The following is a 21,273-nucleotide window of genomic DNA, read 5'->3' as shown; positions in this document are numbered from 1 at the left end:
CGGAAGAACGCGCTGAAACCCGATCCACATTGGTCTGGACATGTTCATGCCCCGTCAATAATCTGGACTTGGTCTAGACCGCACGACCGAGGCGCGCAGCACGGCTCAGAACATCCCCAGAACACTCCCCCACGTTCTCGAGGAGCGACACAGCATGCGTAAAAGGGCAAGCGCCGCCGTCATCGGCCTGGCGATAGCGGGCGTCTCCATGTTCGCGACCGGCAGCGCCAGCAGCCACGGCTACACGGATTCCCCCATCAGCCGGCAGAAGCTCTGTGCCAACGGCACCGTCACCGGCTGCGGCAACATCCAGTGGGAGCCGCAGAGCGTCGAGGGGCCCAAGGGCTTCCCGACGGCAGGGCCGGCGGACGGCAAGATCTGCGCCGGCGGGAACGGTACGTTCGCTCAGCTGGACGACCCGCGCGGGGGCAACTGGCCCGCCACCAAGGTCACCGCGGGGCAGGGCTACAGCTTCCGCTGGCAGTTCACCGCCCGGCACTCCACGAGCGACTTCCGTTACTACATCACCAAGAACGGCTGGGACTCCACCAAGCCGCTCACCAGGGCCGCGCTGGAATCGCAGCCCTTCATGACGGTGCCGTACGGGAACCAGCAGCCCCCGGCGACGCTGACGCACCAGGGCTCCATGCCCACCCAGAAGACCGGCAAGCACGTCATCCTGGCGGTCTGGAACGTCGCGGACACCACCAACGCGTTCTACGCGTGCTCCGACGTCCAGTTCTGACAGACTCGGCACGACGCACAGTGGGCGGTCTCCCCGGAAGGAGACCGCCCACTGTGGTGTCGGTGCGCCGTCAGGGACTCGAACCCCGGACCCGCTGATTAAGAGTCAGCTGCTCTAACCAACTGAGCTAACGGCGCCTGCTGACTCGAAAATAATACCTGGTCCACCGGGGTGCTGATGACACGTGCCCATGCCCCCCGCGCGTGGCCCTCCCCACACTCCCGCCGCGCGGGCCCCGGCCGGTCCTCCTCAGAGAGCCAGCGACAGCATGACCGGGGCCGCGCGCCGGTTCAGCGTGGCCGCCGCGGCCCGCAGCCGGTGGGCGTGCTCGATCGGCAGGGAGAGGGCCAGGCACCCGGCGGAGGAGCCCGCCGTCAGGGGGACGGCCGCGCACACCGTGCCCACGGCGTACTCCTGCAGGTCGAGCACCGGCACCGTCGCCGGCTGGCTGTCGAGCTTCGAGAAAAGCACCTTCTCGCTCGTGATCGTCCGCGAGGTCAGACGTGCGATCCGGTGCCGTGCCATGTGGTCGCGCCGGCCGTTCTGGTCGAGCTGCGTCAGCAGGCACTTGCCGATCGCGCTGGCATGCGCCGCCGCACGGAAATCCACCCACTCGTTGACGGCGGGCGTGCGAGGTCCGTCGGCCACCTGGGTGACGCGGATCTCCCCGTCGACGTAGCGGCTGACGTAGACCGCCGCGCCGACCGTGTCCCGCAGCTGCGCCAGCGTCTGCTGGAGCCTCGCCTCCAGAGCCCGCCTGCGGGCGGCGCCGGAGCCGAGTTCGAGGAGCGACGAGCCGAGGATGTACGCGCCGTCGGCGCCCTGTTCGACGTACCCCTCGTGCCGCAGCGTCCGCAGCAGGGGTGCGAGATGGCCGGTCGGCAGTCCCGTCTCGCGCGAGATCCGGGCCTCGGTCACCCCGCTGCCGTGCGCGGACACGGACTCGAGCACGCGAAGGGCGTACTGCACCGAATGGAACGGTGCCTTCGGCTCGGGCTTCAACGCCACGGGTCCCCCTCAGGGCTTCTGCCAGGTGTGACCGCATGCTCACGACCCACGATAGTCGCCAAGTGGCTGATTAGGAGGGAGTGTCGGCGAGTTGTCGGTGCGCCCCGGGCTCCGTCAGCTGGGGCGCACCCTCCTGGCATATGCCAAGGTCACGCGCGGTATGCCGAAGGCAAGGTCACAGGACCGCGTTGAGGAACTCGCGCGTGCGTTCGTGTTTGGGGTCGGTGAATATCTTCTCCGGCGTACCGGACTCCACGACCCGTCCCGCGTCGAACATCAGGACCTTCTCCGAGACGTCCCGGGCGAAGTTCATCTCGTGGGTCACGCAGAGCATCGTGATGTCGGTGGTCCTGGCGATGTCACCCAGCAACTCCAGGACCCCGGCGACCAGTTCCGGGTCCAGCGCTGACGTCACCTCGTCGAGGAGCAGGATCTCCGGCTCCATCGCCAGGGCGCGGGCGATCGCCACCCGCTGCTGCTGGCCCCCGGAGAGCTGGGAGGGGTGCGCGTCGACCTTCCCGGAGAGCCCGACCAGGTCGAGCAGCTCGCGGGCCCGGCCCTCCGCCAGTTCCCGGTCCATGCCCAGGACGTTGACCGGGGCCTCCGTGATGTTCTGAAGCACCTTCATGTTGGGGAAGAGGTTGAACTGCTGGAAGACCATCCCGATCTTCTTCCGGGACTCCCGCAGCTGCTTCTCACCCGCCGGCTTCAGCGAGCCGTCCGGCCCGCGCACATGGGAGAGCGGTGAGCCGTCCACCCAGATCACGCCGTCGCTGACCTTCTCGAGTGTCATCAGCAGCCGCAGGATCGTGGTCTTGCCGGATCCGCTCGGCCCGATCAGCGTGACGTGCTCGCCGCGCTCCACGGTGAAGTCGAGTTCGTCCAGGACGACGTGGTCGCCGTACCGCTTGACGACCTTGTCGAAGCGGACCAGCGGCTCCACGCCGGTCGTCCCGGCGGCCGGAGCCCGGTCCGCGGGCTCCTTCAGGGGGGCAGAGTCAGTGGCCAAGACGCTTCTCCAGCTTTCTCATCAGCAGCGAGGTGGGGTAGCTCGCGACCAGGAAGACCAGGCCCGCGAGCGTGAACGCCTCGGTGTACGCGAAGTGGTCGGCTCCGTACTTCCGGGCCTCGAAGACCATTTCCTGCACCGTGATCACGGCGAGGAACGGGGTCTCCTTGAACATCGAGATGGCGTAGTTGCCGAGTGCGGGCAGCACGTTGCGCACCGCCTGCGGCAGGATCACCGCCTGCCAGGTGCGCCGCGGGGACATCGAGAGGGCCCGGCAGGCCTCCCACTGGCCCTTGGGCACCCCGTCGATCCCGGCCCGGTACACCTCCGAGGTGTACGTGGCGTAGTGGACGCCCAGCACGACGATGCCGATGGTCAGAGGCTCCACCGAGGTGAAGACGGCCGCCGCGCCGACCAGCTGGACCAGCAGCGGGGTGGAGCGGATGAACTCCATCACCGCCTTCACGGGCACGGTCACGAAGCGGGACGGCGCCCGCCCGGCCACGGCGATCGCCAGGCCGAGCACCGCGGCCACGAGCGTGCCGAGCACGGTCGCGAGGAGCGTGACCCGGAATCCTTCGAGCAGCAGGGGAAGGGCTTCCCCGACGGCATCCCAGTCGAACGTGGTCACCGGGCACCTCCGGCCGTCAGGGTGGGCTCCGCGCTTCGGGTCCTCAGCAGGCTCCTGCCTCCGGGGTGCAGGCCGAGCCGCCGCTTGGCGGTCCGCTCCAGGAGATTCATCATCAGCGTCAGCGCGTAGGCGAGGACGAAGTAGACGGCCAGCAGCGTCAGATAGGCGGTGAGGCTCTCACCCGTGCGGTCGCGGACCGTCTGGATCACGGTCATCAGGTCGGCCGCGGAGATCAGCCACAGCAGCGGCGTGCACTTCAGCAGCTGGATCAGCAGGTTGGTGAAGGACGGGATCATCTGGACCCACGCCTGGGGGAGGATCACCTTGCGCATCCGGTGGAAGGGCGTCATGTTCAGTGCGACCGCCGCCTCGTACTGGGCGCGCGGCACGGAGTTGATCGCACCCCGGACGATCTCGGACCCGTACGCGCCGTAGTTCAGGCCGAAGGCGACGACGCCGCACAGGACCGGCGTCAGCTCGTAGCCCGTCAGCTGCGGCATCGCGTAGTAGAGCCAGAACAGCTGGATGTAGAGCGAGGTGCCGCGGAAGAACTCGACGACGGTCCGGGAGACCCCGCGCACCAGGAGAAGTCTGCTGCCGGCCGCCAGGCCGAGGGCGAACGACAGGAGCAGGGCGAGCGAGGAGCCCAGGACCGTGGCCTGGACGGTCACCCACAGGCCGGATCCGACCTGTGGGAACTCGTCGGCGAGGGTGGAGAAGAAGTCACTCATACGGTGCGCTCCGCCCTCGTCAGCCCTTGCACAGGTCGGCGGTCCTGAGCGTGGCCGGCGGGATCTCCGTGGCGCCGAAGCCGAACTCCTTCAGCAGTTCCACGTAACGGGACCTGTCCGAGACGATCTTCTTGAGCTCCCGGTTGAAGGAGTCCCGCAGGTCCTCGTTGCCCTGACGGAACACCGCACCGCCCGGCGAGAACTGCTTCTTCCCGTCGAGCTCGGGAACGAAGGCCTCGGTGACCTCCGTGCCGGGGTTCGTCCTGGCGAGCCAGCGCAACGAGATCCCGGTGAGCAGGAAGGCGTCGATCCGGCCGCCCTTGACGGCGTCCGCCCCGTCCTGCGGCTTCTGCAGCGTCTTGATCTTCCCCTCGGCGATGCCCGCGCCTTCGGCGTACGAGCCCTCGACCGCACCGGACATCACGCCGATGGTGACACCGGCCGCCTTGGCGGACGCCAGGTCGGTGAGCTTCCTCGGGTTCCCCTTCCTCACCATCATGGCGGTGGGGGAGATGAACTCCGGCTCCGAGAAGAGGGCGTTGGCGCAGCGCTCGGGCGTGATGGCCATGCCCGCGCTGACCACGTCGTACTTGCCCGCCTGCAGACCGGGGATGAGGCCGTCCCACTCCGAGAGGGTGGGCTTCAGCTCGTCGACACCGAGCGCCTTGAATATCTCCCGGTGCAGCGTGGGGGCCTCGCCCTTGAGCTCCTTGCCCTCCATGTAGCCGTACGGAGCCTCGTTGGCGTACGCGACCCGGACGAAGCCCTGCTTGCGGAGCTTGTCGAGCGCGCCCTCGCCGTCCGCGGCGCCCGCGTCGGTCTTGCTGCACGCGGAGAGCAGCCCGGGAACGACGAGCAGACCTCCCACGGCCGCGGATCGATTGAGGAAGCCCCGACGGGACAGGTGAGGGAAGTCAGCCATGGTTCGCAATCTCCTGGAGAAATCGGGGTGTCGAACAGTCCGGACAGGGTGAGCACCTGCCCGATCCGGGACACCTATGCAGCAGGCGCCGCCATGTAACCGAACGGTGGCCGGAGGGTGACCTTCCCGTGTCTCGTCATGGGCGCAGGGCGACGGGGGGTGTGCGGGGCGTGTTCCCCGCGCTGCGCGGGTCCATGACGGCCCGTCGGTGCGGTACTTCAGGACGGGACGTCCGGAGAGGGCGCGTAACCACGTCCCACGTCCACCACGTTGGGGAGCGGTTCACCGGCTGCCCAGCGCTCGTACATCGAAACGAACTGCTCGCCGAGCCGGTCCCGCCAGCCGGCCGTGTCCCCGCTCATGTGCGGGGACACCAGCAGGCCGGGTACGTCCCACAACGGGCTGGCGGGCCCCAACGGCTCCTCCTGGAACACGTCCAGCGCCGCACCGGCGATCCAGTGCCTGCGCAGCGCGTCGGCCAGGTCCTCCTCGACGGCCAGCGGACCGCGCCCCACGTTGAGGAAGTACGCGGAGGGCTGGAGCAGCCCGAAGAAGCGGGCGTCGAACATGCCGCGCGTCTCCCGCGTCAGCGGTGCCGCGCCGATCACCCAGTCCGCACCGGCCGCCAGCCGGTCCAGGTCCTCGATACCGTGGATCGTGCGCCGCGCCGTACGTCCCACGAGCGCCACCTGGACGCCGAGGCCGTGCAGCAGCCGCATGATCTCCCGGCCGACGGGGCCCGCGCCGACGACCACCGCGCGACTGCCGGCGAGCCCCCGGGTCTCCCGGTGGCGCCACGAGTGCTGCCGCTGGAGCGCCAGCGTGCGGGGGAGGTCCTTCGCGAAGGCGAGCACCAGCCCCGCGACGTACTCGGCGATCGGCAGTTCGAAGACGCCCCGGGCGTTGGTGACGACCGTGGAGGAGGCGGCCAGCTCCGGGCAGAGCAGCCGGTCCACGCCGGCGCTCGCCGTGTGCACCCAGCGGGGGCGCGGCCCGCTGCCCGGCCAGGCCTCACGGACGGCGTCGGAAGTGAAGTCCCAGACGAGCAGCACGTCCGCCTCGGGCAGTCGCGCGGCCAGCGTCCGCTCGTCGGCGTACCGGACGACGGCCCGGCCGGTCAGCCGGCCGAGGCGCGGAGACGGGTCGGCGTCCAGGACCAGGATCACGGGAGTGGTCATCGGAACGACCACGCTCGCACCGGGGCGCACGCCCGTCAACTGGGCCTCCGCGCCGCGTGGGGACCACCGGCCGCGCGGGGCGCGGGCGGCGATACGGGGCCATAAGGGGAATACTTGTCCCAGGCGGGGGCAGCGGTGACAGGAGTGCCGGCAGGACATCCGGACGCACCGGAAGGATGGACATGACGACCGTAGGACTTCTCTACCCGGGCCACGCCGCGGAGGACGACTTCCCGCGGATCGAGGTCCTGCTCGACAGCGACATCAGAGTGCCGCTCTTCCACACCGACATCGACGAGGACGCCCGCAGGCCCGAGAACCTGAGGACGGCGGGAGCGCCCGAGCGCCTCGGCGCCGGTGTCGAGGAACTGCGGATGGCCGGCGCCGAATCGCTGGTCTGGGCCTGTTCGGGTGGCAGCTTCGCCTACGGCTGGGACGGGGCGCACCAGCAGGCCGCCGAGCTGGCCAGGGCCGCCGGGCTCCCCGCGTCCAGCACGTCCATCGCCTTCGTCCACGCGGTGCGGGAACTGGGCGCCTCCCGCGTCGCGGTCGCCGCGACCTACTCCGAGGACGTCGCCGCCCTGTTCGCCGGCTTCCTGGAGTCCGGCGGGGTCGAGGTGGCCGCCACCCGGGGCGGCGGGATCATCACGGCGTCCGAGGCGTCCGCCGCGGACGTGGAGCTCGTGAAGCAGCTGGCCGTGGCCGGTGACCACCCCGACGCCGAGGTGGTGCTGATCCCGGACAACGCCCTGCACACCGCCGCGCACGTGCCCGAGCTGGAGGAACTCCTCGGCAAGCCGGTCCTCACCGCCAACCAGGTGGCGGTCTGGGAGGGGCTCCGGCTGGCCGAACGCCGCATCTGGGCCCCCACGCTCGGCACGTTGTTCGCGACCCGCGAGCCCCCGCTGGGAGCCACCGAGCCCCGGGGCATCGAAGTACGCGAGTAGCCGTCCCGGCCCGCCGGGGCGGACGTCCCGGAACGGCCGCCGGGGAATAAGCGGAGTCATCCTCCTGTTGGCACCCTCCGATACGCAGACGCAGCACCGGAGAGGCCGAACACGTGGAAGAGAACCGAGGCGACCAGATTCGCGGCACGGCGGGCGGGACGGCCCCCGTCCCCCTCTCCGTGCTCGACCTGGTGACCGTGGGCCAGGGCCGCACGGCGACCCAGGCCCTGCGCACCAGCGTGGACATCGCCAAGCTCGCCGAGAGCCGGGGCTTCCACCGGTTCTGGGTCGCCGAGCACCACTCCATGCCCGGCGTGGCCTCTTCGTCGCCCGCCGTGATCCTCGCGCACCTGGCCGCCCACACCGAGCGCATCAGGCTCGGCTCCGGCGGGGTGATGCTGCCCAACCACGCCCCGCTGGTGATCGCCGAGCAGTTCGGCACCCTGGAGGCGATGGCCCCGGGCCGCGTCGACCTCGGCCTGGGCCGGGCCCCCGGCACCGACGGAGCGACCGCGGCGGCCCTGCGCCGCACGGACCGGCTGAACGAGGGCGCCGACGACTTCCCGCAGCAGCTGGCGGAGCTGACCCGCTTCCTGGACGACGACTTCCCGGACGGGCACCCCTACGCCCGTATCCACGCGGTCCCGGGTCCGGTGCAGGCCACCTCACCAGGCGGCGTCCAGTCGCCCGCCCGACCGCCCGTCTGGCTGCTGGGCTCCTCAGGCTTCAGCGCCAGGCTGGCCGGAGTCCTGGGCCTGCCCTTCGCCTTCGCCCACCACTTCTCGGCCCGGAACACCGTGCCGGCCCTGGACCTGTACCGGGAGTCCTTCAAGCCCTCGGCGGTGCTCGACGCCCCCTACGCCCTCATCGGGGTCGCGGCGCTGGCCGCCGACGACGAACGCGAGGCCAGGCGCCAGGTGCTCACCGGCGCCCTGTCCATGGTCCGGCTGCGCACCGGACGCCCCGGGCTCGTGCCCAGCCCCGAGGAGGCGGCGGCGTACGACTTCAGCCCGATGGAGCGCGAGTTCGTCGACGGCTGGCTGAAGGACATCGTCCACGGCACGCCGGACGAGGTCCGCAGCGGCCTGGACGACCTGGCCAAGCGCACCGGCGCGGACGAGCTGATGATCACCGCCAACGCGCACGGCGGAGAGGCCCGGCTGCGCTCGTACGAGCTGATCGCGGACGCGTACGGACTGCCCAGGACGGTCTGACCCCTGCGCCGGCACGGTGTTCCGGCGCTAACTCTCCGGCGGTCTGGTCCCGATGAGCTCGGCGATCCGCTCCGGGGCCACCGCACGTGAGTACAGCCACCCCTGCCCGGTGTCGCAGCCGATCCGGCGCAGCCGCTCCGCCTGGCCCGACGTCTCCACGCACTCCGCGGTGACCGTCAGGCCCAGGCGGTGCGCCAGCTGCACCATGGCTTCGACGATCGTCTCGTCGGCCGGGCTGGGGTGCGCGCCGTCCTCGTAACGGAATCCGCGCACGAAGGAGCCGTCCAGCTTCAGCACGGACACGGGCAGCCGGCTCAGGTAGGCGAGGTTGGAGTACCCCGTACCGAAGTCGTCGATGGCGATACGGACCCCCATGTCGCTGAGCGCCTGGAGCACCCGCAGCGGCCGGCCGGACGAACCCATGACCGCCGACTCGGTCAGTTCCAGCTGGAGCAGCCCGGACGCGAGGCCCGTCTCGGCGAGGATCTCCGCCACGTCGGCGACCAGGTCGGAGTCCCACAGCTGCCGCACGGCGACGTTGACGCTGATGAACAGTGCGGGCTCGTCCGGGTGTTCCAGCTGCCAGCGGCGGGCCTGACGACAGGCCGTGCGCAGCACCCATCGGCCGAGCTGGACGATCGTGCCGTCCTCCTCGGCGATCGGGACGAACCGGCTCGGCGCCAGCAGTCCGAACCGCGGGTGGTTCCACCGGACCAGGGCCTCCACACCCCGTACGACCTCGTCGGCCATGCCGACCAGTGGCTGGTACTCCAGGGTGAACTCGCCGCGGTCGACGGCCGGGCGGAGCGTGGAGGAGAGCGCCTGACGGGTCATCCGGTGCGCGTTCCGCTCAGGGTCGAAGAGTGTCCAGCGGGAGCGGCCGTCGGCCTTCGCCCAGTACAGCGTGGTGTCCGCCGCCTGCATCAGAGCGGTGGCCGACGTGCCGGCCGACGACCGCTCCACCACCCCGATCGACGCGGAGACCGACAGCCGGTGCCCCGCCACCTCGAACGGCCGCTGGAGGGCGGTGAGCACGGCACGGGCGAGATCGGTGAGCTGACGGGTGCCCGACGAGTCCTCGACCAGGATCGCGAACTCGTCACCACCGAGGCGCGCCACCAGGTGGCCGCCGCTGCGGTGGCCGCCGGCCTCGGCGCAGTCGGTGAGCCGTCCGGCGACAGCGGCGAGCAGCCGGTCGCCGGTGCGGTGACCCAGGGTGTCGTTGACCGCCTTGAAGCCGTCGATGTCGAGGTAGCAGAGGCCGATACGGCCGTGCCGGGGCGTCGGTCCGTCCTGGACCGGAGGCGTCTCCAGGGCGGTCGCGAGCCGCTCGAAGAACAGGGTGCGGTTGGGCAGCCGGGTCACCGGGTCGTGCATCCGCAGATGACGCAGCCGCTCCCGCAGCTCGCGCCGGTCGCTGTCGTCGGCGACGGAGAGCAGCCAGCGGCCCTCGCCGCTTCCCGGCTCGCCCATCGGTACGACGGTGACCTCGGCCCAGAGCGGCCGGCCGTCGGCGTGCTTGAGCCGTCGGGTGCACCGGAGCCGGGGTCGGACTCCGCGCAGGACCTCGGTGTACGCCCGCCAGGTGGGGCCGTCCGAGGAGAGGCCGACGAGATCGGCAGCGGGCTGCCCGGCCAGCGACGCGGGATCGGTCCCCAGCAGCCCGCCCAGCGCGTCGTTCGGCAGGAGGACCTGGCCCCGGTGGTCGACGACGGCCATCGGGAGGGCGGCCGCCGCGAACGCGGCCCGGTAGTCGTCCAGCTCCGAGAGGTCAGGCATCCGATGATCACACTGCGTGACCTCCGATGGCCCGGCGCCGTGGGCCGTGCCCGCTCGGCCGGTCGGCCCTTCCGAGGTTCCGTTCACCGCTCGCTCCCGCTGTGCAGATTGTCGTGAACAGGTGTGGCCGGGCAGGGGCGTGGAGGGGCGCGCCGTGCCAGAGGCGGGAACCACGCAGGAAAGCGAGGTGAAGCATAGAGGGTGGCGCACCGGCCGTTCCCACGCGTCCGCCGTTTCGGATGCGCGGCACGCGCATGGCCCACGTATGTCCCACGTCTGTCCCAAGGGTGACGACCTCATGCCGTTCTGGCCATTGATGATCGCTTTTGCATTGTTCTGGATATTTCGGCTTACCAGGTGAGCAATTGTGACTGTGTGTGAGAGTGATCATCTGTCTTCGGGTGATCACTCCGACCTCCGCTGACCCGTGTGGGGCAGCACAACAGGGCGTACGCCGCCGGGACGGCACAGGGTGAGGGGGAAGTCCCGCATTCGCCACCCGGAGGTAGATGTGCCGCGTCAGCACGGACCCGGGGGAGTGGAGAGGCCGAGTCTGCGCAGCGCGGCGGCTGCTCTCACCTCCCTCCTGGCGCTCGCCGCCACCGGACTCGTCGCCGGTCCCGCCGTGGCGGCCTCGGGTGACGCGGGGCCGTGCGCGCTGCCCAGGACCGGGGCGCACCACTCGCTCGGCCTCGACACCTGGAACGGCGCCTACCCCCGGCCCGGCCGCGCCCTCGACGCGGTCATGGTCTTCCTCTCGTTCCCCGACTCCGACCCCGTCGTGACCCCCGAGGCGCTGGCCGCCGACTACTTCCCCTCGACGACCCGCTTCTTCGAGCGCGCCTCGTACGGGAGGTTCACCCTGCGCGCCCACCCGCAGCGGCGGTGGACGCCCATGCCGCACCCGTCCACCCGCTACGGCATACAGCGCGACTGGGGGTCCGAGAGCCGCAGCGCCTATCTGCGCGACGCGATCGAGGCCGCCGACGACCGGACCGACTTCTCCGCCTACGACATCGTCTACCTCGTCGCCGACCCCGACGCCCCCGGAGTCGACTCCGACGCCACCAAGGTCGTCAACTTCGACCGGCCGCTGCGCGCCGACGGCACCGACATCAGGCGTGTGGTCACCGTCTTCGAGGAGCACCCGCCGGACCGCAACGTACTCGCGCACGAGACGGGACACGTCTTCGACCTGGCGGACCTCTACCACCGGCCGGAGGACGGGAAGGGCGACTGGGACACCTACGTCGGCGACTGGGACGTGATGGGCAGCCAGTTCGGGCTCGCCCCGGACCTCTTCGGCTGGCACAAGTGGAAGCTCGGCTGGCTGGAGGGCGAAGAGGTCGTCTGCGTACAGGGCGCCGCCGACCTCACGCTGGAACCCATGGCCGAGGTCCCCGTGCCGGGCGCCTCCCTCGGTACCCGGCTCGCCGTCATCAGGACCGGAGCGGACAGCGCGCTCGCCATCGAGGCCCGCAGCGCCACGGGCAACGACCGGACCACCTGCACCGAGGGCGTGCTCGTCTACCGCATCCGCAACGCGACGCCGTCCGGCGGGGGCCCCGTCGAGGTCCTGGACACCCACCCCGCGTCCGAGGCCTGCTGGGACCGGTCGGTCTACCCGCCGCTCGCGGACGCCCCGCTCAGGGAGGGGGAGCGCTACACCGTCCCGGGCGAACGCATCCGCATCGACGTCGCCGACCGGACCAGGTCGGGGGCGTGGACCGTCCGCATCGCCACCGGCACCTGACCTGCGCGGACGCACACGAAGAAACCCCCTCGCTTCCGCGAGGGGGCTTCTTCCGTCGGTGCGCCGTCAGGGACTCGAACCCCGGACCCGCTGATTAAGAGTCAGCTGCTCTAACCAACTGAGCTAACGGCGCCTGCTGACGTCGTAGACATTAGCACCCGCATCGGCGGGAGGAAAAATCGAATCCCCGGTGGTCGACGGTGCCGCCGACCTGCCCACCCGGACGCACGCCCACAGCAGTACGTCCGGCCCCGGGAGCCAAGGGGTGCGGGTGTCGGGGGCGACCATCCAGCGGGGCCCGCCGGCGCCCGCGCCGCCGGTCAGGGGCGGGACGGTCACCGCGTCCCCCGTGCCGTGACAGAGCACCGGCGGCAAGGTCCCCTGGTGCCGCCGGGGACCCCGGGCGGAGCCCGTGCCCCACTCCTCCCACGCCAGCAGGGACGGAAGCCGCTGGGCGGTGCCCGGGGAGGCGAACAGCAGCATCCGGCCCCGGTGCGTGGCCACCGGACCGGATCCGGGACCTTCCGCCCAGAGCTGCTCCAGCATGCGCCTGCCGAAGAGGGCGGGCACGTTCACGACGTCGAACGCGGTGCCGCACGGCAGCACGCCGGGGGAGCAGGGGCGGGCCTGCCACTGGGCGAGCGTGCTGCGGGGGTGGGACGACGCGCTCGCCAGCCACGCGGCCCCGGACGCCGTGACCTGGGCGGCCCTGTCGTCGGCCCGGGGCTCGGCGCGGTCCCGCAGCAGGGCGAAGATGTCGACACCGTGACGCGGGGCGGCAGCGGTCCGCAGGGTCGTTTCGTCATTCAGCCATGCGCTCATGCCGTCATGTCTACCGGCAGTGACGCTCCTGTTCCTGAGAGTTGCCGAATACCGGACAGAACGCGGGGCGAAGGAGTATCTTGCCCGTCGGCATATGCCACAGGTGTACCCACGGTGACCCGAGCGCGCCGGGTGACCCGGCGCCCGCGGAGTCAGGGCGCGGGGGCGTCCAGCAGGGAGCGGCCGAACTCGATCATCTTCTTCGCGTAGTCCTCGGTCCACTCCGCGCGCCCGGCTATGTCCGCGGCCGTGAGCCGGTCGAACCGGCGCGGGTCGGCGAGCTGGGCGGCGGCCACGGCCTGGAACTCCACGGCCCGGTCGGTCGCCGCCCGGAAGGCGAGCGTCAGCTCCGTCGCGCGGGCCAGCAGCTGCTTCGGATCCTCCATCGACTCCAGGTCGAAGAAGTGCTCCGGGTCGGCTGCGGCCTCCGACGGCTCGAAGAGCAGCGGCGCCGGACGCAGCCTCTGCCGCTCGTTCCGCTCGGGTTGTGCCATGTGGTGTCCCTTCCTCGTACGGCCGGACGGCCACCTTCCATTGTCCAGCCCGGCGCAAGAGCGCTGCCCAGGATCAGGGCGCCCAATGCACGCGGTGCTCGGCGAGATGGGCCAGCACGGCGTGGTTGGCCTCCCAGCCGTCCGGGAACTTCACCGTCACGCCCAGCCGCACCGGCTCCGTCGACGGGTGCTCGTCCAGCAGGTCCGCCACCCCGGCACGGCACACCACGACGCACGCGTGCCGGTGCCGCGAGGCCAGCACGCACAGGCGGCCCGTCTCCAGGTGGAACGCGGTGGCGTCCGGGCGGCCGGAGAGCGGATGCAGGACCACCGTCACATCGAACTCGCGGCCCTGCAGCCGGTTCGCCGTGTCCACCGCCACGCCCGTCACACCCAGCTCCGCGAGCGCCGCGCGCACAGCGGCGGCCTGGTCGCGGTGGGCCGTGCCCACGGCGACCCGCTCCGCCGTCACCGGGACCGGTCCGGACTCCCGCTCGCTCGTCGCCGCGCCACCCCGGTCGAGCAGACGGCGGACCACCAGGGCCACCGCCCGCACCGCCTCCGGGTCCGTGCGCGGGGTGTGCCGGGCCGGGAGCTCCAGCAGCCCCCAGCCGGACTCCGCCGCCTCGTCCAGCACCCGGTCCGGGCCCGACCCGTCCGAGGGCACACCGAACGCCAGCCGCCGGTCGCCGTGGTCCGTGCCGCTGCGGAACGGCGTGTACGGGTAGAACGCGTCCGACACCAGCGGCGCCGCCGAAGCGGGAAGCCGCCATGACACCGGCAGCCGGTGCTGCGGCAGCTCCGGATTGTGCGCGAGCAGAGTCGAGACGGCGCTCGCCGACGGGTCGTAGGAGAGCCCCGCCCACTGGTCGGCCCCCACGATCGAGAACGGGTCGAGCTGGCCCGGGTCCCCGACGAACAGCGCCCGTTCGAACAGCCCCGCCACGGCCAGGAGGGCGTCGGACCGCATCTGGTACGCCTCGTCGACGATCGCGTGCCCCCACGGCTCCACGTTCTTCACGTGCGCCCACTTGGCAGCGGTGGAGATGACGATGTCCAGACCCGCGAGATCCGCCGCCTTCGCCGACGTCCGGACGTTGTCCAGATCGTCCAGGACCTTGTCGTACGGATCGGAGTCGCTGCTGTGCAGCCGTCCCACGGGCAGTTCCGGAGCCTTCTCGGCCAGCCGCACCACCAGGTCGTCCACCTGGGCGTTGGTCTGCGCGACCACCATCAGCGGACGGCCCGCCGCGGCCAGCTCCAGCGCGGCACGCACCACCAGGGTCGACTTCCCCGCGCCCGGCGGCGAATCCACCACGATGCCGCGCGCCGTACCGCGCAAGGTGTCGCCGAGGATGGCGTCGGTCGCCCGCGCCGCGGCGGCAGCCGGGTCGAGAACGGCTGTCACAGGAGGTCCTCCGGGGTCACGGGATCGGGCTGCTCGGCATGTCCGCCGCCGTCGGCGGCACCCGGCGGGCCGCCGTGCGTCCAGGGCGTGTCCTCCGGGTCGGGCAGCTTCGGGCCGCCCCGCTGGTCGTGCTCGAACAGTGTCCAGGCGATCCGGTCACCGGGCTCGGGCACCGAACCCGGCGCGGGCTCCTTGCTCCGTCCCATCCGGTCGGTGATCCGCAGGACGAGACCGACCGTGCCGTCGTCCGGGTTCCCCGCCGCGTACCCCACGAACTCCGCCGTCTGCGGCTTCCCGTCCAGTGAGCGGTACACCTTGGTGCGTTCCCCGAGGTGCGGGCGCTCGTCGGTGAGCACCGTGACCAGGGGGCGCGGTGAGGGCCGCTTCGACTCGCTGTACGCCATCTCGACCCCGGTCACCTCCGCGACGAACGCCTCCCCCGCCAGCCTGCGTCCCGCCAGCACCAGCGGATCGTCCAGTGCCTCCTGGGCGTCCAGCTGCGCCTGGGCCGTCTCCCGGGAGGCCAGCTTCTGTGCCGCCGTCACCGCGTCGTCCCGGCGCGGCTGCGGCGGCTCCCCCGCCCGCACCCGGTCCCGGTGCGCGGTGAACGACCAGCGGTCCCTGGTCCAGCGGTCCTCGGCCCTCGCCCCCTCCGGAAGCTCCCGCAGCAGGTCGAGCCCCCGCCACACAGCGTCCCAGGTGGGGAGCAGCACCCCCGCGAGCAGCGACCTGATCTCCCGCTCGGCCGCGCCCAGTCCGCCGAGCCGGGTGTCGGCCTCCACGGCGTCCTCCGCGGCGGCCAGCGCCGAGCGCGCCTGGTCGTACCGCTCGATCGCGGGCGCCAGCAGCCTGTTGTCGAACGCCGGGTCCGTCGCCGGTCCGGCCGGCGGGCAGACCAGCTGCCCCGCACGGTCCCGCTCCAGCTCGGCCCGGAGCGCCGCCTCGGCGCCACGGACGCCGTCCGGCGGGTCGACCCAGGCCAGCAGCGCGCCCAGATGCTGGTCCTCCAGGCTGGACTGGCCCGTCGCCCAGTGGCGGTTCAGCAGGTCGGTCGCGGCGAGCAGCAGCGAGGAACCCGGCACCCTGGCCCGCTCCCCGTAGTGCGTCAGCCACCGGCCGAGCAGCGGCACGCGGGCGGGAGCCGGATACGGGGTGTCCGGGTCGTCCTCGGCGGTACGCCTGAACCGCATGGACCGCCCGAGCAGCCTCACGAACTCGATGCCCGCCCTGCTCGGCACGATCAGCTGGGGCGCGTCCGCGCACAGCTCGACCTCGACCTTGACCTTCTTGCCGGTCGCGGGATCGACCTCGCTGCGCTCGGCGGGCTCCACGACGTCGGCGTAGGACTCGATGTGCGGCAGCACCGCCTCGGCCAGCTCGGCGAGGAACGCGAACCGCAGGTCGCGGTCGCGGGGCTGGGCCACCGCCAGCAGCCGGGGCGCCGAACGGTCCGTCCCCACGAGCGCGCCGAGCGGTGCGCCCGCCTCACCGGCGGTCGTCAGCGGCACGAGTACGAGCGGACCGCCGGTCAGATGCCGGTGGCGCACGGTCGCCAGCGGCTGGGCCCGCCCGGTGTCGACCGCCTCCAGCCGCGCCAGGGTGCTGATCAGCGACATGGGACGCCGCCGTCCACCCCGGCCAGTGCCTCGGCCCGCAGCGCGGCGGCCCTGCGCAGGGCCGCCACCGTCGGGTCGTCCGGGTCACCCTCCTTGCCGGCGGCGGCGGCCAGCACCCCGGCGACCGTCGTCAGACCCCCGAGCTCGCCGCGCACGCTCCGGCCCAGCGCCTCCACCGCGCCCTGGGCGCGTGCCTTCGCCCGGCAGTGGAAGGCCAGCTCGCACGCGGCCAGGCACTCGGGGGCGTATGCCGCGGGAACCGCCTCGACCGCCGTGCCGAGCTCCTCCGCGGAACAGCCCGGATCGAACGTCGTGCCCTCGGGCAGGGCCGCCGCGATGTCCTCGACACGGGTCAGCCTGGTCAGCTGGCGGCTGGTGACGGCGCGCTGCTTGCGTACGTCCACGACCGAGGCGGTCGGCAGGTTGGAGAAGTCCTTCGGGCACACCAGCAGGACGCGGTGCCCCACCTCGGCGCCCTCGGTCACCGCGGCGACCCGTTCCAGCGCCAGGACGTAGACGGCGGACTGGCGGGCGGCGGCGCCGACCTTCGCGGGGTCCGCCGAGCCGTCGATCATGGGGAAGGACTTGATCTCGACGACCGTCCAGGTGCCGTCGGGGTGCACCACCACGGCGTCCGGCTCGAGATAGGCGGGGGAGCCCGCGACCTCCAGGGCCAGCATCGGATGGTCGAGCAGCGTCCAGCCGCCCGCCGCCGTGGCCTCGCGCAGCGCCAGCGCGGTCCGCGCGGCGCGGCCCTCGGGGCCCGCGGCCGTCAGGTCGGGCACCGCGGCCACGTCCGCTGCCGCGGCGCCGCCCCCGAGCCGCTCGACGAGGAGGCGGAGCAGCTCCGTGCCGCCGTCCGCCTTGACCTTCGCCTCGAAGGCGTTGCCCCGTACGAACGCGAACTGGGACTGGCCGAACGCGGCGGGGGAGCCGAGCGCCGTGGCCAGCTCGGCCTTGTCGACGCCGGCGCCGTCGAGGAGTGCGCGCCGCTTGCATCCCGGGTTGGCGGCGAGCGCGGCCAGTGCGCGTGCGTCGAGCGGATGCGGCGCGACGGAGGGGCCGCGCAGCTCAGCGAGCCGCTGCCGGAGCGTCGTCGCCGGCTTCGGCCGCCGAGCGGGGTCTCGCGTCGCTGGAATCTGCGGAGGCGGTCCGCTGGCCGGGTATTCGCTCACCCGCGGAAGTCTTGCATCCGTCACTGACAATCGTGGACCCCGTGGGGGTGACGGTGGCGGGCACGCGTGCGAACGCCGCCCGCACCCGGTCCTTGACGCGGTCCGCCAGGCGCATGAACGGCCTGGTCAGCAGGGCGCCCACAGCCATCACGGCGGCGCCGGCCACGGCGTCGAGGAAATAGTGGTTCGCCGTGCCCATCACGACGAGCACGGTGACCAGCGGATAGGCGACGCCCGCCGCCCGGACGAGCGGGTGGCGGCCGTGGAGCCACAGGAGGACGCCGCACCACACCGCCCAGCCGACGTGCAGGCTGGGCATCGCCGCGTACTGGTTCGTCATCCCGCTGAGGCCGCGCGGGGCGCTCGCGCCCGCGCCCCACCAGCCGTAGGCGCTGTACTGCGCCATCGTGTCCACGAAACCGTGGTGGGCGTCGAGGAGCCGGGGCGGGCAGGTCGGCATCAGCGTGAAGCCGGCCAGCCCCAGGAGCGTGGAGGTCATCAGCCAGGTACGGGCCGCCCGGTAGGCGGCGGCACGGCGCCGGAAGATCCAGACCAGGACGGCGGGCGTGACCAGGTAGTGCAGGGAGGCGTAGGCGAAGTCGGCGGGCACGCCGAGCGTGGGGTGGGCGGTCAGCAGCCGGTTGAGCGGGTGCTCGGCGTTGATGTGCAGCGCCTTCTCCAGGCGGAGTATCGCGAGACCGTTCTCCACGGCCGCCGGTATGTTCTCGTGCACGAGCAGCCGGCCCGTCGAGTACAGCCCGTACACCACCGCGATCAGCGGGAGCTCCGTCCACCAGCGGGGCCGGGAGCCGGGGGACGGTGTCGCGGCGGTGGCGTGCGGCATCCGGTGGCTCTCCCCATGTTCATGCGGTCGTCGGCGGGCGTTCAACCGTACGGCGGTCGTATGCCCTGATTCCCCCGGGGGGCCGTCCCACGCGGCCGTCCCTGGTCATGCGCTGAGGGGGACGCGGACGCAGCCCCGCAGGTTGCCCGTGAAGCAGGTGGGAGATGATGGGGCCAGGGCCTCCGCACGCACCGGTCTCCCAGCCGGACACCCGTGCCACCCCGTCGCCGTCCCGGACACCGCTGTCCCGGACCCACCAGATCCTAGGGTCCCCGGATCTTCGGATCTCCGTATTTTTCAGGGAGAGCCGTCATGGCACCGCGAATCCTGCTCGCCCGGCACGGCCAGACACAGTGGTCGGTCCAGGGCAATCACACCGGCAGGACCGACATCCCCCTCCTCGACACCGGCCGTGAGGGCGCCAAGCTGCTCGGCGAGCGGCTCGCCCGGGCGCCCTGGGGAGGCCTCCCCGGCGTCGAGGTGCGGACCAGTCCGCTCGTCCGGGCCGCCGAGACCTGCTCGATCGCCGGTTTCGGTGAGCGGGCCCAGCCGTGGGACGCGCTGATGGAGTGGGACTACGGGGACTACGAGGGCCTGACCCCGGCCCAGATCAAGGCGGACCGTCCCGACTGGCTCATCTGGCGTGACGGTGTGCCGGGTGGCGAGACCCTCGCCGGACTGACCGCACGGGTGGACGAGGTCGTCGCGTGGGCGCGGTCCGCCGACCGCGACGTGCTGGTGTTCGCCCACGGGCACATCCTGCGGGCGCTGGGAGCCCGGTGGCTGGGCGAGGACGTCTCCTTCGCCGCGCGGATCCGGCTGGAGCCCACGTCGTTGTCGGTGCTGGGCTGGGCGTACGGGCTCCCCGCGCTGGAGCGCTGGAACGACACGGGCCACCTGGACCGCTGACCGGGGGAGCGGCCCCCGCGCCCCCGCTCGGGGCGCGCGGACGGCCGGGACCGGAACCGCTCGCATCGTCCGGCCGGGACCGGACGGGCCGGTCCGCTCCTCAGGCGTCCGGGGGCAGCTCCTCGTAGCGGGCCAGGAGGGCCGTCACCTCCGGCCCGCCCCGCGGCCGGAGCACCCGCACGGCGCTCGCCAGTATCCCGCGGATCCGGGACGACTGGACCCGGTCCAGCAGGTCCAGCACCTGGTGGCTCGCCGCCGCGGCCTCGTCGGCCGTGCCCGCCCGCGCCAGGTCACCGGCGAGCTGTGCACGGTACAGCGCGAGGTTCCGGGTGAAGTGCGGGTCCTGCAGCCGGGTCGCCCGCCGGGCATGTCGCGCCGCCCTCGGCCAGTCACCCAGGGCCGACCAGCACTGCGCCTCCAGCAGCTCCATCTCCGCCTCGCGGAAGAAGCTCATCCACTCCGGGTCCGCCTCGCTCGGTCCCCGCTCGAACGCCGTCTGCGCCCGCCCGATCGCCTGTTCGCATCCCGTGCGATCCCCGAGCCAGGCCCGTGCCCCCGCCTCCCGCAGCGCCAGCAGTGCCAGCAGCCTCGAAGAGCCGAGCGGCCGGGCCGCCCGCTGGCCGGCCTCCGCCGCGCGGACCGCCTCACGGGCCCGCCCGGTGTCCCGGGCCAGGAACGACGCGTTGCAGAACGCGTGCGCCTCCAGCGCCGCGTCGCCCGCCAGCCGCGCCGTCGCGAGCGCCTCCGCGTAATGGGAGCGCGCGTCCTCGAACCGCCCCGAGTCGTGGGCCAGCCAGCCCACGGAGATCGCCAGCTCACCGGCGCCCGCGTGCAGCCGGTCCGCCGTACTGCTCCGCGTCGTGCCGCCCGAGTCGAGCAGGGCGTACGCGGCCCGCAGCGGCTGGGACGCCCGCCGGTAGAGGCCGTCCGCGCCGTGCCGGTCGTCCAGCAGCCGGATCTGGCGCACCGCCCTCTCGACGGCGTGCACCTCGGCCTCGCCCACCCGGCGCTGCGGGGGTACGGCGAGCGGGCCGGCGGCGGTGGCACAGCCGCCCAGGCCCAGGGACGCGGCCGCCACCGTGGTGGTACCGCTGGTCATGAACACGCGACGCAGCACGTCGCTCTCCTCGTGGATCTCGCTGTCGAGCGTGGGGGGTGGGGTGGGCGGGGGCTCGGGTGTCGCACGGGCCCCCCGGCCGCGCACGCTCTCGCGGTCCGGGAAACCCAGGTCCGCGAGGCTCGCCCCGGGGAACATGTGGAGGAACACCCGCTCGTACGCGTAGTTGGGGCAGCGGATCTCGCCCGACTCCACACGTCCGATGTACCGGGCGTCGCACGCGACCTGTTCACCGATCTCACGCGCGGCCCTGCGGACAGCCGCCGCGAACTCGCCGGCTGAGCGCTGTCCGCGCAGCCGACGGAAGACGAGGTTGGGAACTGCCCGTGTCGACACCATGGCGGGGCCCTCTCTGGTGCAGCCGGGCCCTGCTTCCGGTGTCCCGGCGGAGCAAGAACGTACCTGCTGTGACAGGCCGCACACACAGCGTTTACGTGCAAAACGGGCATATCACCCGCGATCCGCCATGAACTGCCACCCTTTGCGGCGGCGTGCCGCCGTAGCCCTTGACGCCGTCGGCGCGTTGGTCCATGCGGAGACGGGGCGCGGCACCGTCTCGTCGAGACGAGAGGAGGGGTTCCCTTGCCTCACATGGGTCCGGAAACCACACCGTGCGATCTGGTGACCGTCCCGGCACGTCAGGGCCTGGAGGCCGTGGACATCCTGCGCAGGGGGGCGGAGAACGAGCGTGTGGGACCCGTCCTGCACGACGGGGCCTGCGCCGTCCTCGGGTTCCTGGTGCCGCCCGGTACGGCCGAGGCCTGGGACGTGCCCGGCAGCGCCTGTACGCGGACGGACGGCCGCGGGCTGCGTGTCCCCGCCGAGCCGCCCGTCATCGGAGGGGGCTGGCTCCTGCCGCCGGCGGCTGAGGCCCCGGTCACCGATCCGGCCGTCCTCCGGGCCGCCCTCGACCAGGCGGCCCGGTTGATCGAGGCGGCCGACAACTGCCGCTGAGGCCATAATGGACAGGT

At 72.4% G+C, this 21,273-nt stretch carries 20 protein-coding genes and 2 tRNA genes; 6 read left to right on the top strand and 16 right to left on the bottom strand.

Annotation, left to right across the window (positions count from 1 at the left end; all coding sequences use genetic code 11):
• Positions 1-154: 154 nt before the first annotated feature.
• Complete coding sequence (locus tag ACHFIV_RS27390; protein ID WP_398974386.1) at positions 155-745, top strand: lytic polysaccharide monooxygenase auxiliary activity family 9 protein; 591 nt, start codon at positions 155-157, stop codon at positions 743-745.
• Between the two features lie 63 nt (positions 746-808).
• On the opposite strand, the gene ACHFIV_RS27385 is transcribed toward ACHFIV_RS27390, so the two are convergent.
• From ACHFIV_RS27385 to ACHFIV_RS27355, 7 genes are all read right to left on the bottom strand, one after another.
• Positions 809-882: transfer RNA gene (locus tag ACHFIV_RS27385), tRNA-Lys, on the bottom strand.
• A gap of 112 nt (positions 883-994) precedes the next feature.
• The gene (locus ACHFIV_RS27380) at positions 995-1,753 is read right to left on the bottom strand and encodes an IclR family transcriptional regulator (RefSeq protein ID WP_398974385.1); all 759 of its coding nucleotides are present in this window, start codon (positions 1,751-1,753) and stop codon (positions 995-997) included.
• A 175-nt stretch (positions 1,754-1,928) separates the two neighbouring features.
• A complete protein-coding gene (gene ehuA, locus ACHFIV_RS27375) occupies positions 1,929-2,762 on the bottom strand; it encodes an ectoine/hydroxyectoine ABC transporter ATP-binding protein EhuA (RefSeq protein ID WP_398974382.1) in 834 nt (277 codons plus the stop codon).
• Positions 2,752-3,393, bottom strand: coding sequence for an ectoine/hydroxyectoine ABC transporter permease subunit EhuD (gene ehuD, locus ACHFIV_RS27370; protein ID WP_033299068.1), 642 nt, complete (start codon positions 3,391-3,393; stop codon positions 2,752-2,754). The genes ehuA and ehuD overlap by 11 nt, the downstream gene beginning before the upstream one ends.
• The gene (ehuC, locus tag ACHFIV_RS27365) at positions 3,390-4,124 is read right to left on the bottom strand and encodes an ectoine/hydroxyectoine ABC transporter permease subunit EhuC (RefSeq protein WP_398974379.1); all 735 of its coding nucleotides are present in this window, start codon (positions 4,122-4,124) and stop codon (positions 3,390-3,392) included. The genes ehuD and ehuC overlap by 4 nt, the downstream gene beginning before the upstream one ends.
• Positions 4,125-4,143: 19 nt before the next feature.
• A complete protein-coding gene (gene ehuB, locus ACHFIV_RS27360) occupies positions 4,144-5,046 on the bottom strand; it encodes an ectoine/hydroxyectoine ABC transporter substrate-binding protein EhuB (RefSeq protein WP_398974376.1) in 903 nt (300 codons plus the stop codon).
• Between the two features lie 218 nt (positions 5,047-5,264).
• Entirely contained in the window at positions 5,265-6,224 is a 960-nt protein-coding gene (locus tag ACHFIV_RS27355; protein WP_398974373.1) for a D-2-hydroxyacid dehydrogenase, read from the bottom strand.
• A 182-nt stretch (positions 6,225-6,406) separates the two neighbouring features.
• On the opposite strand from ACHFIV_RS27355, the gene ACHFIV_RS27350 reads away from it, so the two are divergent.
• Positions 6,407-7,171 (top strand): aspartate racemase/maleate isomerase family protein, encoded by a 765-nt coding sequence (locus ACHFIV_RS27350; RefSeq protein ID WP_398974371.1) that lies wholly within the window; start codon positions 6,407-6,409, stop codon positions 7,169-7,171.
• Between the two features lie 113 nt (positions 7,172-7,284).
• A complete protein-coding gene (locus ACHFIV_RS27345) occupies positions 7,285-8,385 on the top strand; it encodes an LLM class flavin-dependent oxidoreductase (protein WP_398974369.1) in 1,101 nt (366 codons plus the stop codon).
• A 27-nt stretch (positions 8,386-8,412) separates the two neighbouring features.
• Here the strand turns inward: ACHFIV_RS27345 and ACHFIV_RS27340 are convergent, their stop codons facing one another.
• Complete coding sequence (locus tag ACHFIV_RS27340; RefSeq protein ID WP_398974366.1) at positions 8,413-10,251, bottom strand: putative bifunctional diguanylate cyclase/phosphodiesterase; 1,839 nt, start codon at positions 10,249-10,251, stop codon at positions 8,413-8,415.
• A gap of 424 nt (positions 10,252-10,675) precedes the next feature.
• On the opposite strand from ACHFIV_RS27340, the gene ACHFIV_RS27335 reads away from it, so the two are divergent.
• The gene (locus ACHFIV_RS27335) at positions 10,676-11,917 is read left to right on the top strand and encodes a M6 family metalloprotease domain-containing protein (protein WP_398974363.1); all 1,242 of its coding nucleotides are present in this window, start codon (positions 10,676-10,678) and stop codon (positions 11,915-11,917) included.
• 59 nt (positions 11,918-11,976) lie between these two features.
• On the opposite strand, the gene ACHFIV_RS27330 is transcribed toward ACHFIV_RS27335, so the two are convergent.
• The 7 genes from ACHFIV_RS27330 to ACHFIV_RS27300 form a co-directional block, all read right to left on the bottom strand.
• Positions 11,977-12,050: transfer RNA gene (locus ACHFIV_RS27330), tRNA-Lys, on the bottom strand.
• Positions 12,041-12,739, bottom strand: a complete 699-nt coding sequence (locus tag ACHFIV_RS27325; protein WP_398974360.1) for a hypothetical protein — start codon at positions 12,737-12,739, stop codon at positions 12,041-12,043. Before ACHFIV_RS27325 ends, ACHFIV_RS27330 begins: the two co-directional genes overlap by 10 nt.
• Before the next feature lie 152 nt (positions 12,740-12,891).
• Positions 12,892-13,233, bottom strand: a complete 342-nt coding sequence (locus ACHFIV_RS27320; protein WP_398974357.1) for a hypothetical protein — start codon at positions 13,231-13,233, stop codon at positions 12,892-12,894.
• A gap of 73 nt (positions 13,234-13,306) precedes the next feature.
• Entirely contained in the window at positions 13,307-14,641 is a 1,335-nt protein-coding gene (locus ACHFIV_RS27315; RefSeq protein WP_398974354.1) for an AAA domain-containing protein, read from the bottom strand.
• On the bottom strand, positions 14,638-16,257 hold the full coding sequence (locus tag ACHFIV_RS27310) for a hypothetical protein (protein ID WP_398974351.1): 1,620 nt from the start codon (positions 16,255-16,257) through the stop codon (positions 14,638-14,640). The genes ACHFIV_RS27315 and ACHFIV_RS27310 overlap by 4 nt, the downstream gene beginning before the upstream one ends.
• On the bottom strand, positions 16,248-17,432 hold the full coding sequence (locus ACHFIV_RS27305) for a hypothetical protein (protein WP_398974349.1): 1,185 nt from the start codon (positions 17,430-17,432) through the stop codon (positions 16,248-16,250). Before ACHFIV_RS27305 ends, ACHFIV_RS27310 begins: the two co-directional genes overlap by 10 nt.
• Entirely contained in the window at positions 17,329-18,276 is a 948-nt protein-coding gene (locus ACHFIV_RS27300; RefSeq protein ID WP_398974346.1) for a phosphatase PAP2 family protein, read from the bottom strand. The genes ACHFIV_RS27305 and ACHFIV_RS27300 overlap by 104 nt, the downstream gene beginning before the upstream one ends.
• Positions 18,277-18,588: 312 nt before the next feature.
• Here ACHFIV_RS27300 and ACHFIV_RS27295 point away from each other — a divergent pair, with 312 nt between their 5' ends.
• A complete protein-coding gene (locus ACHFIV_RS27295) occupies positions 18,589-19,185 on the top strand; it encodes a histidine phosphatase family protein (RefSeq protein ID WP_398974344.1) in 597 nt (198 codons plus the stop codon).
• A gap of 100 nt (positions 19,186-19,285) precedes the next feature.
• Here the strand turns inward: ACHFIV_RS27295 and ACHFIV_RS27290 are convergent, their stop codons facing one another.
• A complete protein-coding gene (locus tag ACHFIV_RS27290) occupies positions 19,286-20,641 on the bottom strand; it encodes a tetratricopeptide repeat protein (protein ID WP_398974342.1) in 1,356 nt (451 codons plus the stop codon).
• Positions 20,642-20,893: 252 nt separating this feature from the next.
• On the opposite strand from ACHFIV_RS27290, the gene ACHFIV_RS27285 reads away from it, so the two are divergent.
• Complete coding sequence (locus ACHFIV_RS27285; protein ID WP_398974341.1) at positions 20,894-21,256, top strand: hypothetical protein; 363 nt, start codon at positions 20,894-20,896, stop codon at positions 21,254-21,256.
• The last annotated feature ends 17 nt before the right edge of the window (positions 21,257-21,273 follow it).

This window comes from Streptomyces sp. ALB3 (assembly GCF_044385685.1).
Taxonomy (GTDB): domain Bacteria; phylum Actinomycetota; class Actinomycetes; order Streptomycetales; family Streptomycetaceae; genus Streptomyces.
Note: the sequence above shows the minus strand (reverse complement) of the source record. Positions and strands in the feature narration are given on the sequence as shown.

What these genes read in the sequence shown, in the direction of transcription:
- ACHFIV_RS27390 (WP_398974386.1), top strand. Translation starts at nt 155, where the DNA reads ATGCGTAAAAGGGCAAGCGCCGCCGTCATCGGCCTGGCGATAGCGGGC.
- ehuC (WP_398974379.1), bottom strand. Translation starts at nt 4,124, where the DNA reads ATGAGTGACTTCTTCTCCACCCTCGCCGACGAGTTCCCACAGGTCGGA.
- ehuB (WP_398974376.1), bottom strand. Translation starts at nt 5,046, where the DNA reads ATGGCTGACTTCCCTCACCTGTCCCGTCGGGGCTTCCTCAATCGATCC.
- ACHFIV_RS27355 (WP_398974373.1), bottom strand. Translation starts at nt 6,224, where the DNA reads ATGACCACTCCCGTGATCCTGGTCCTGGACGCCGACCCGTCTCCGCGC.
- ACHFIV_RS27350 (WP_398974371.1), top strand. Translation starts at nt 6,407, where the DNA reads ATGACGACCGTAGGACTTCTCTACCCGGGCCACGCCGCGGAGGACGAC.
- ACHFIV_RS27325 (WP_398974360.1), bottom strand. Translation starts at nt 12,739, where the DNA reads ATGAGCGCATGGCTGAATGACGAAACGACCCTGCGGACCGCTGCCGCC.
- ACHFIV_RS27320 (WP_398974357.1), bottom strand. Translation starts at nt 13,233, where the DNA reads ATGGCACAACCCGAGCGGAACGAGCGGCAGAGGCTGCGTCCGGCGCCG.
- ACHFIV_RS27310 (WP_398974351.1), bottom strand. Translation starts at nt 16,257, where the DNA reads ATGTCGCTGATCAGCACCCTGGCGCGGCTGGAGGCGGTCGACACCGGG.
- ACHFIV_RS27300 (WP_398974346.1), bottom strand. Translation starts at nt 18,276, where the DNA reads ATGCCGCACGCCACCGCCGCGACACCGTCCCCCGGCTCCCGGCCCCGC.
- ACHFIV_RS27295 (WP_398974344.1), top strand. Translation starts at nt 18,589, where the DNA reads ATGGCACCGCGAATCCTGCTCGCCCGGCACGGCCAGACACAGTGGTCG.
- ACHFIV_RS27290 (WP_398974342.1), bottom strand. Translation starts at nt 20,641, where the DNA reads ATGGTGTCGACACGGGCAGTTCCCAACCTCGTCTTCCGTCGGCTGCGC.
- ACHFIV_RS27285 (WP_398974341.1), top strand. Translation starts at nt 20,894, where the DNA reads ATGGGTCCGGAAACCACACCGTGCGATCTGGTGACCGTCCCGGCACGT.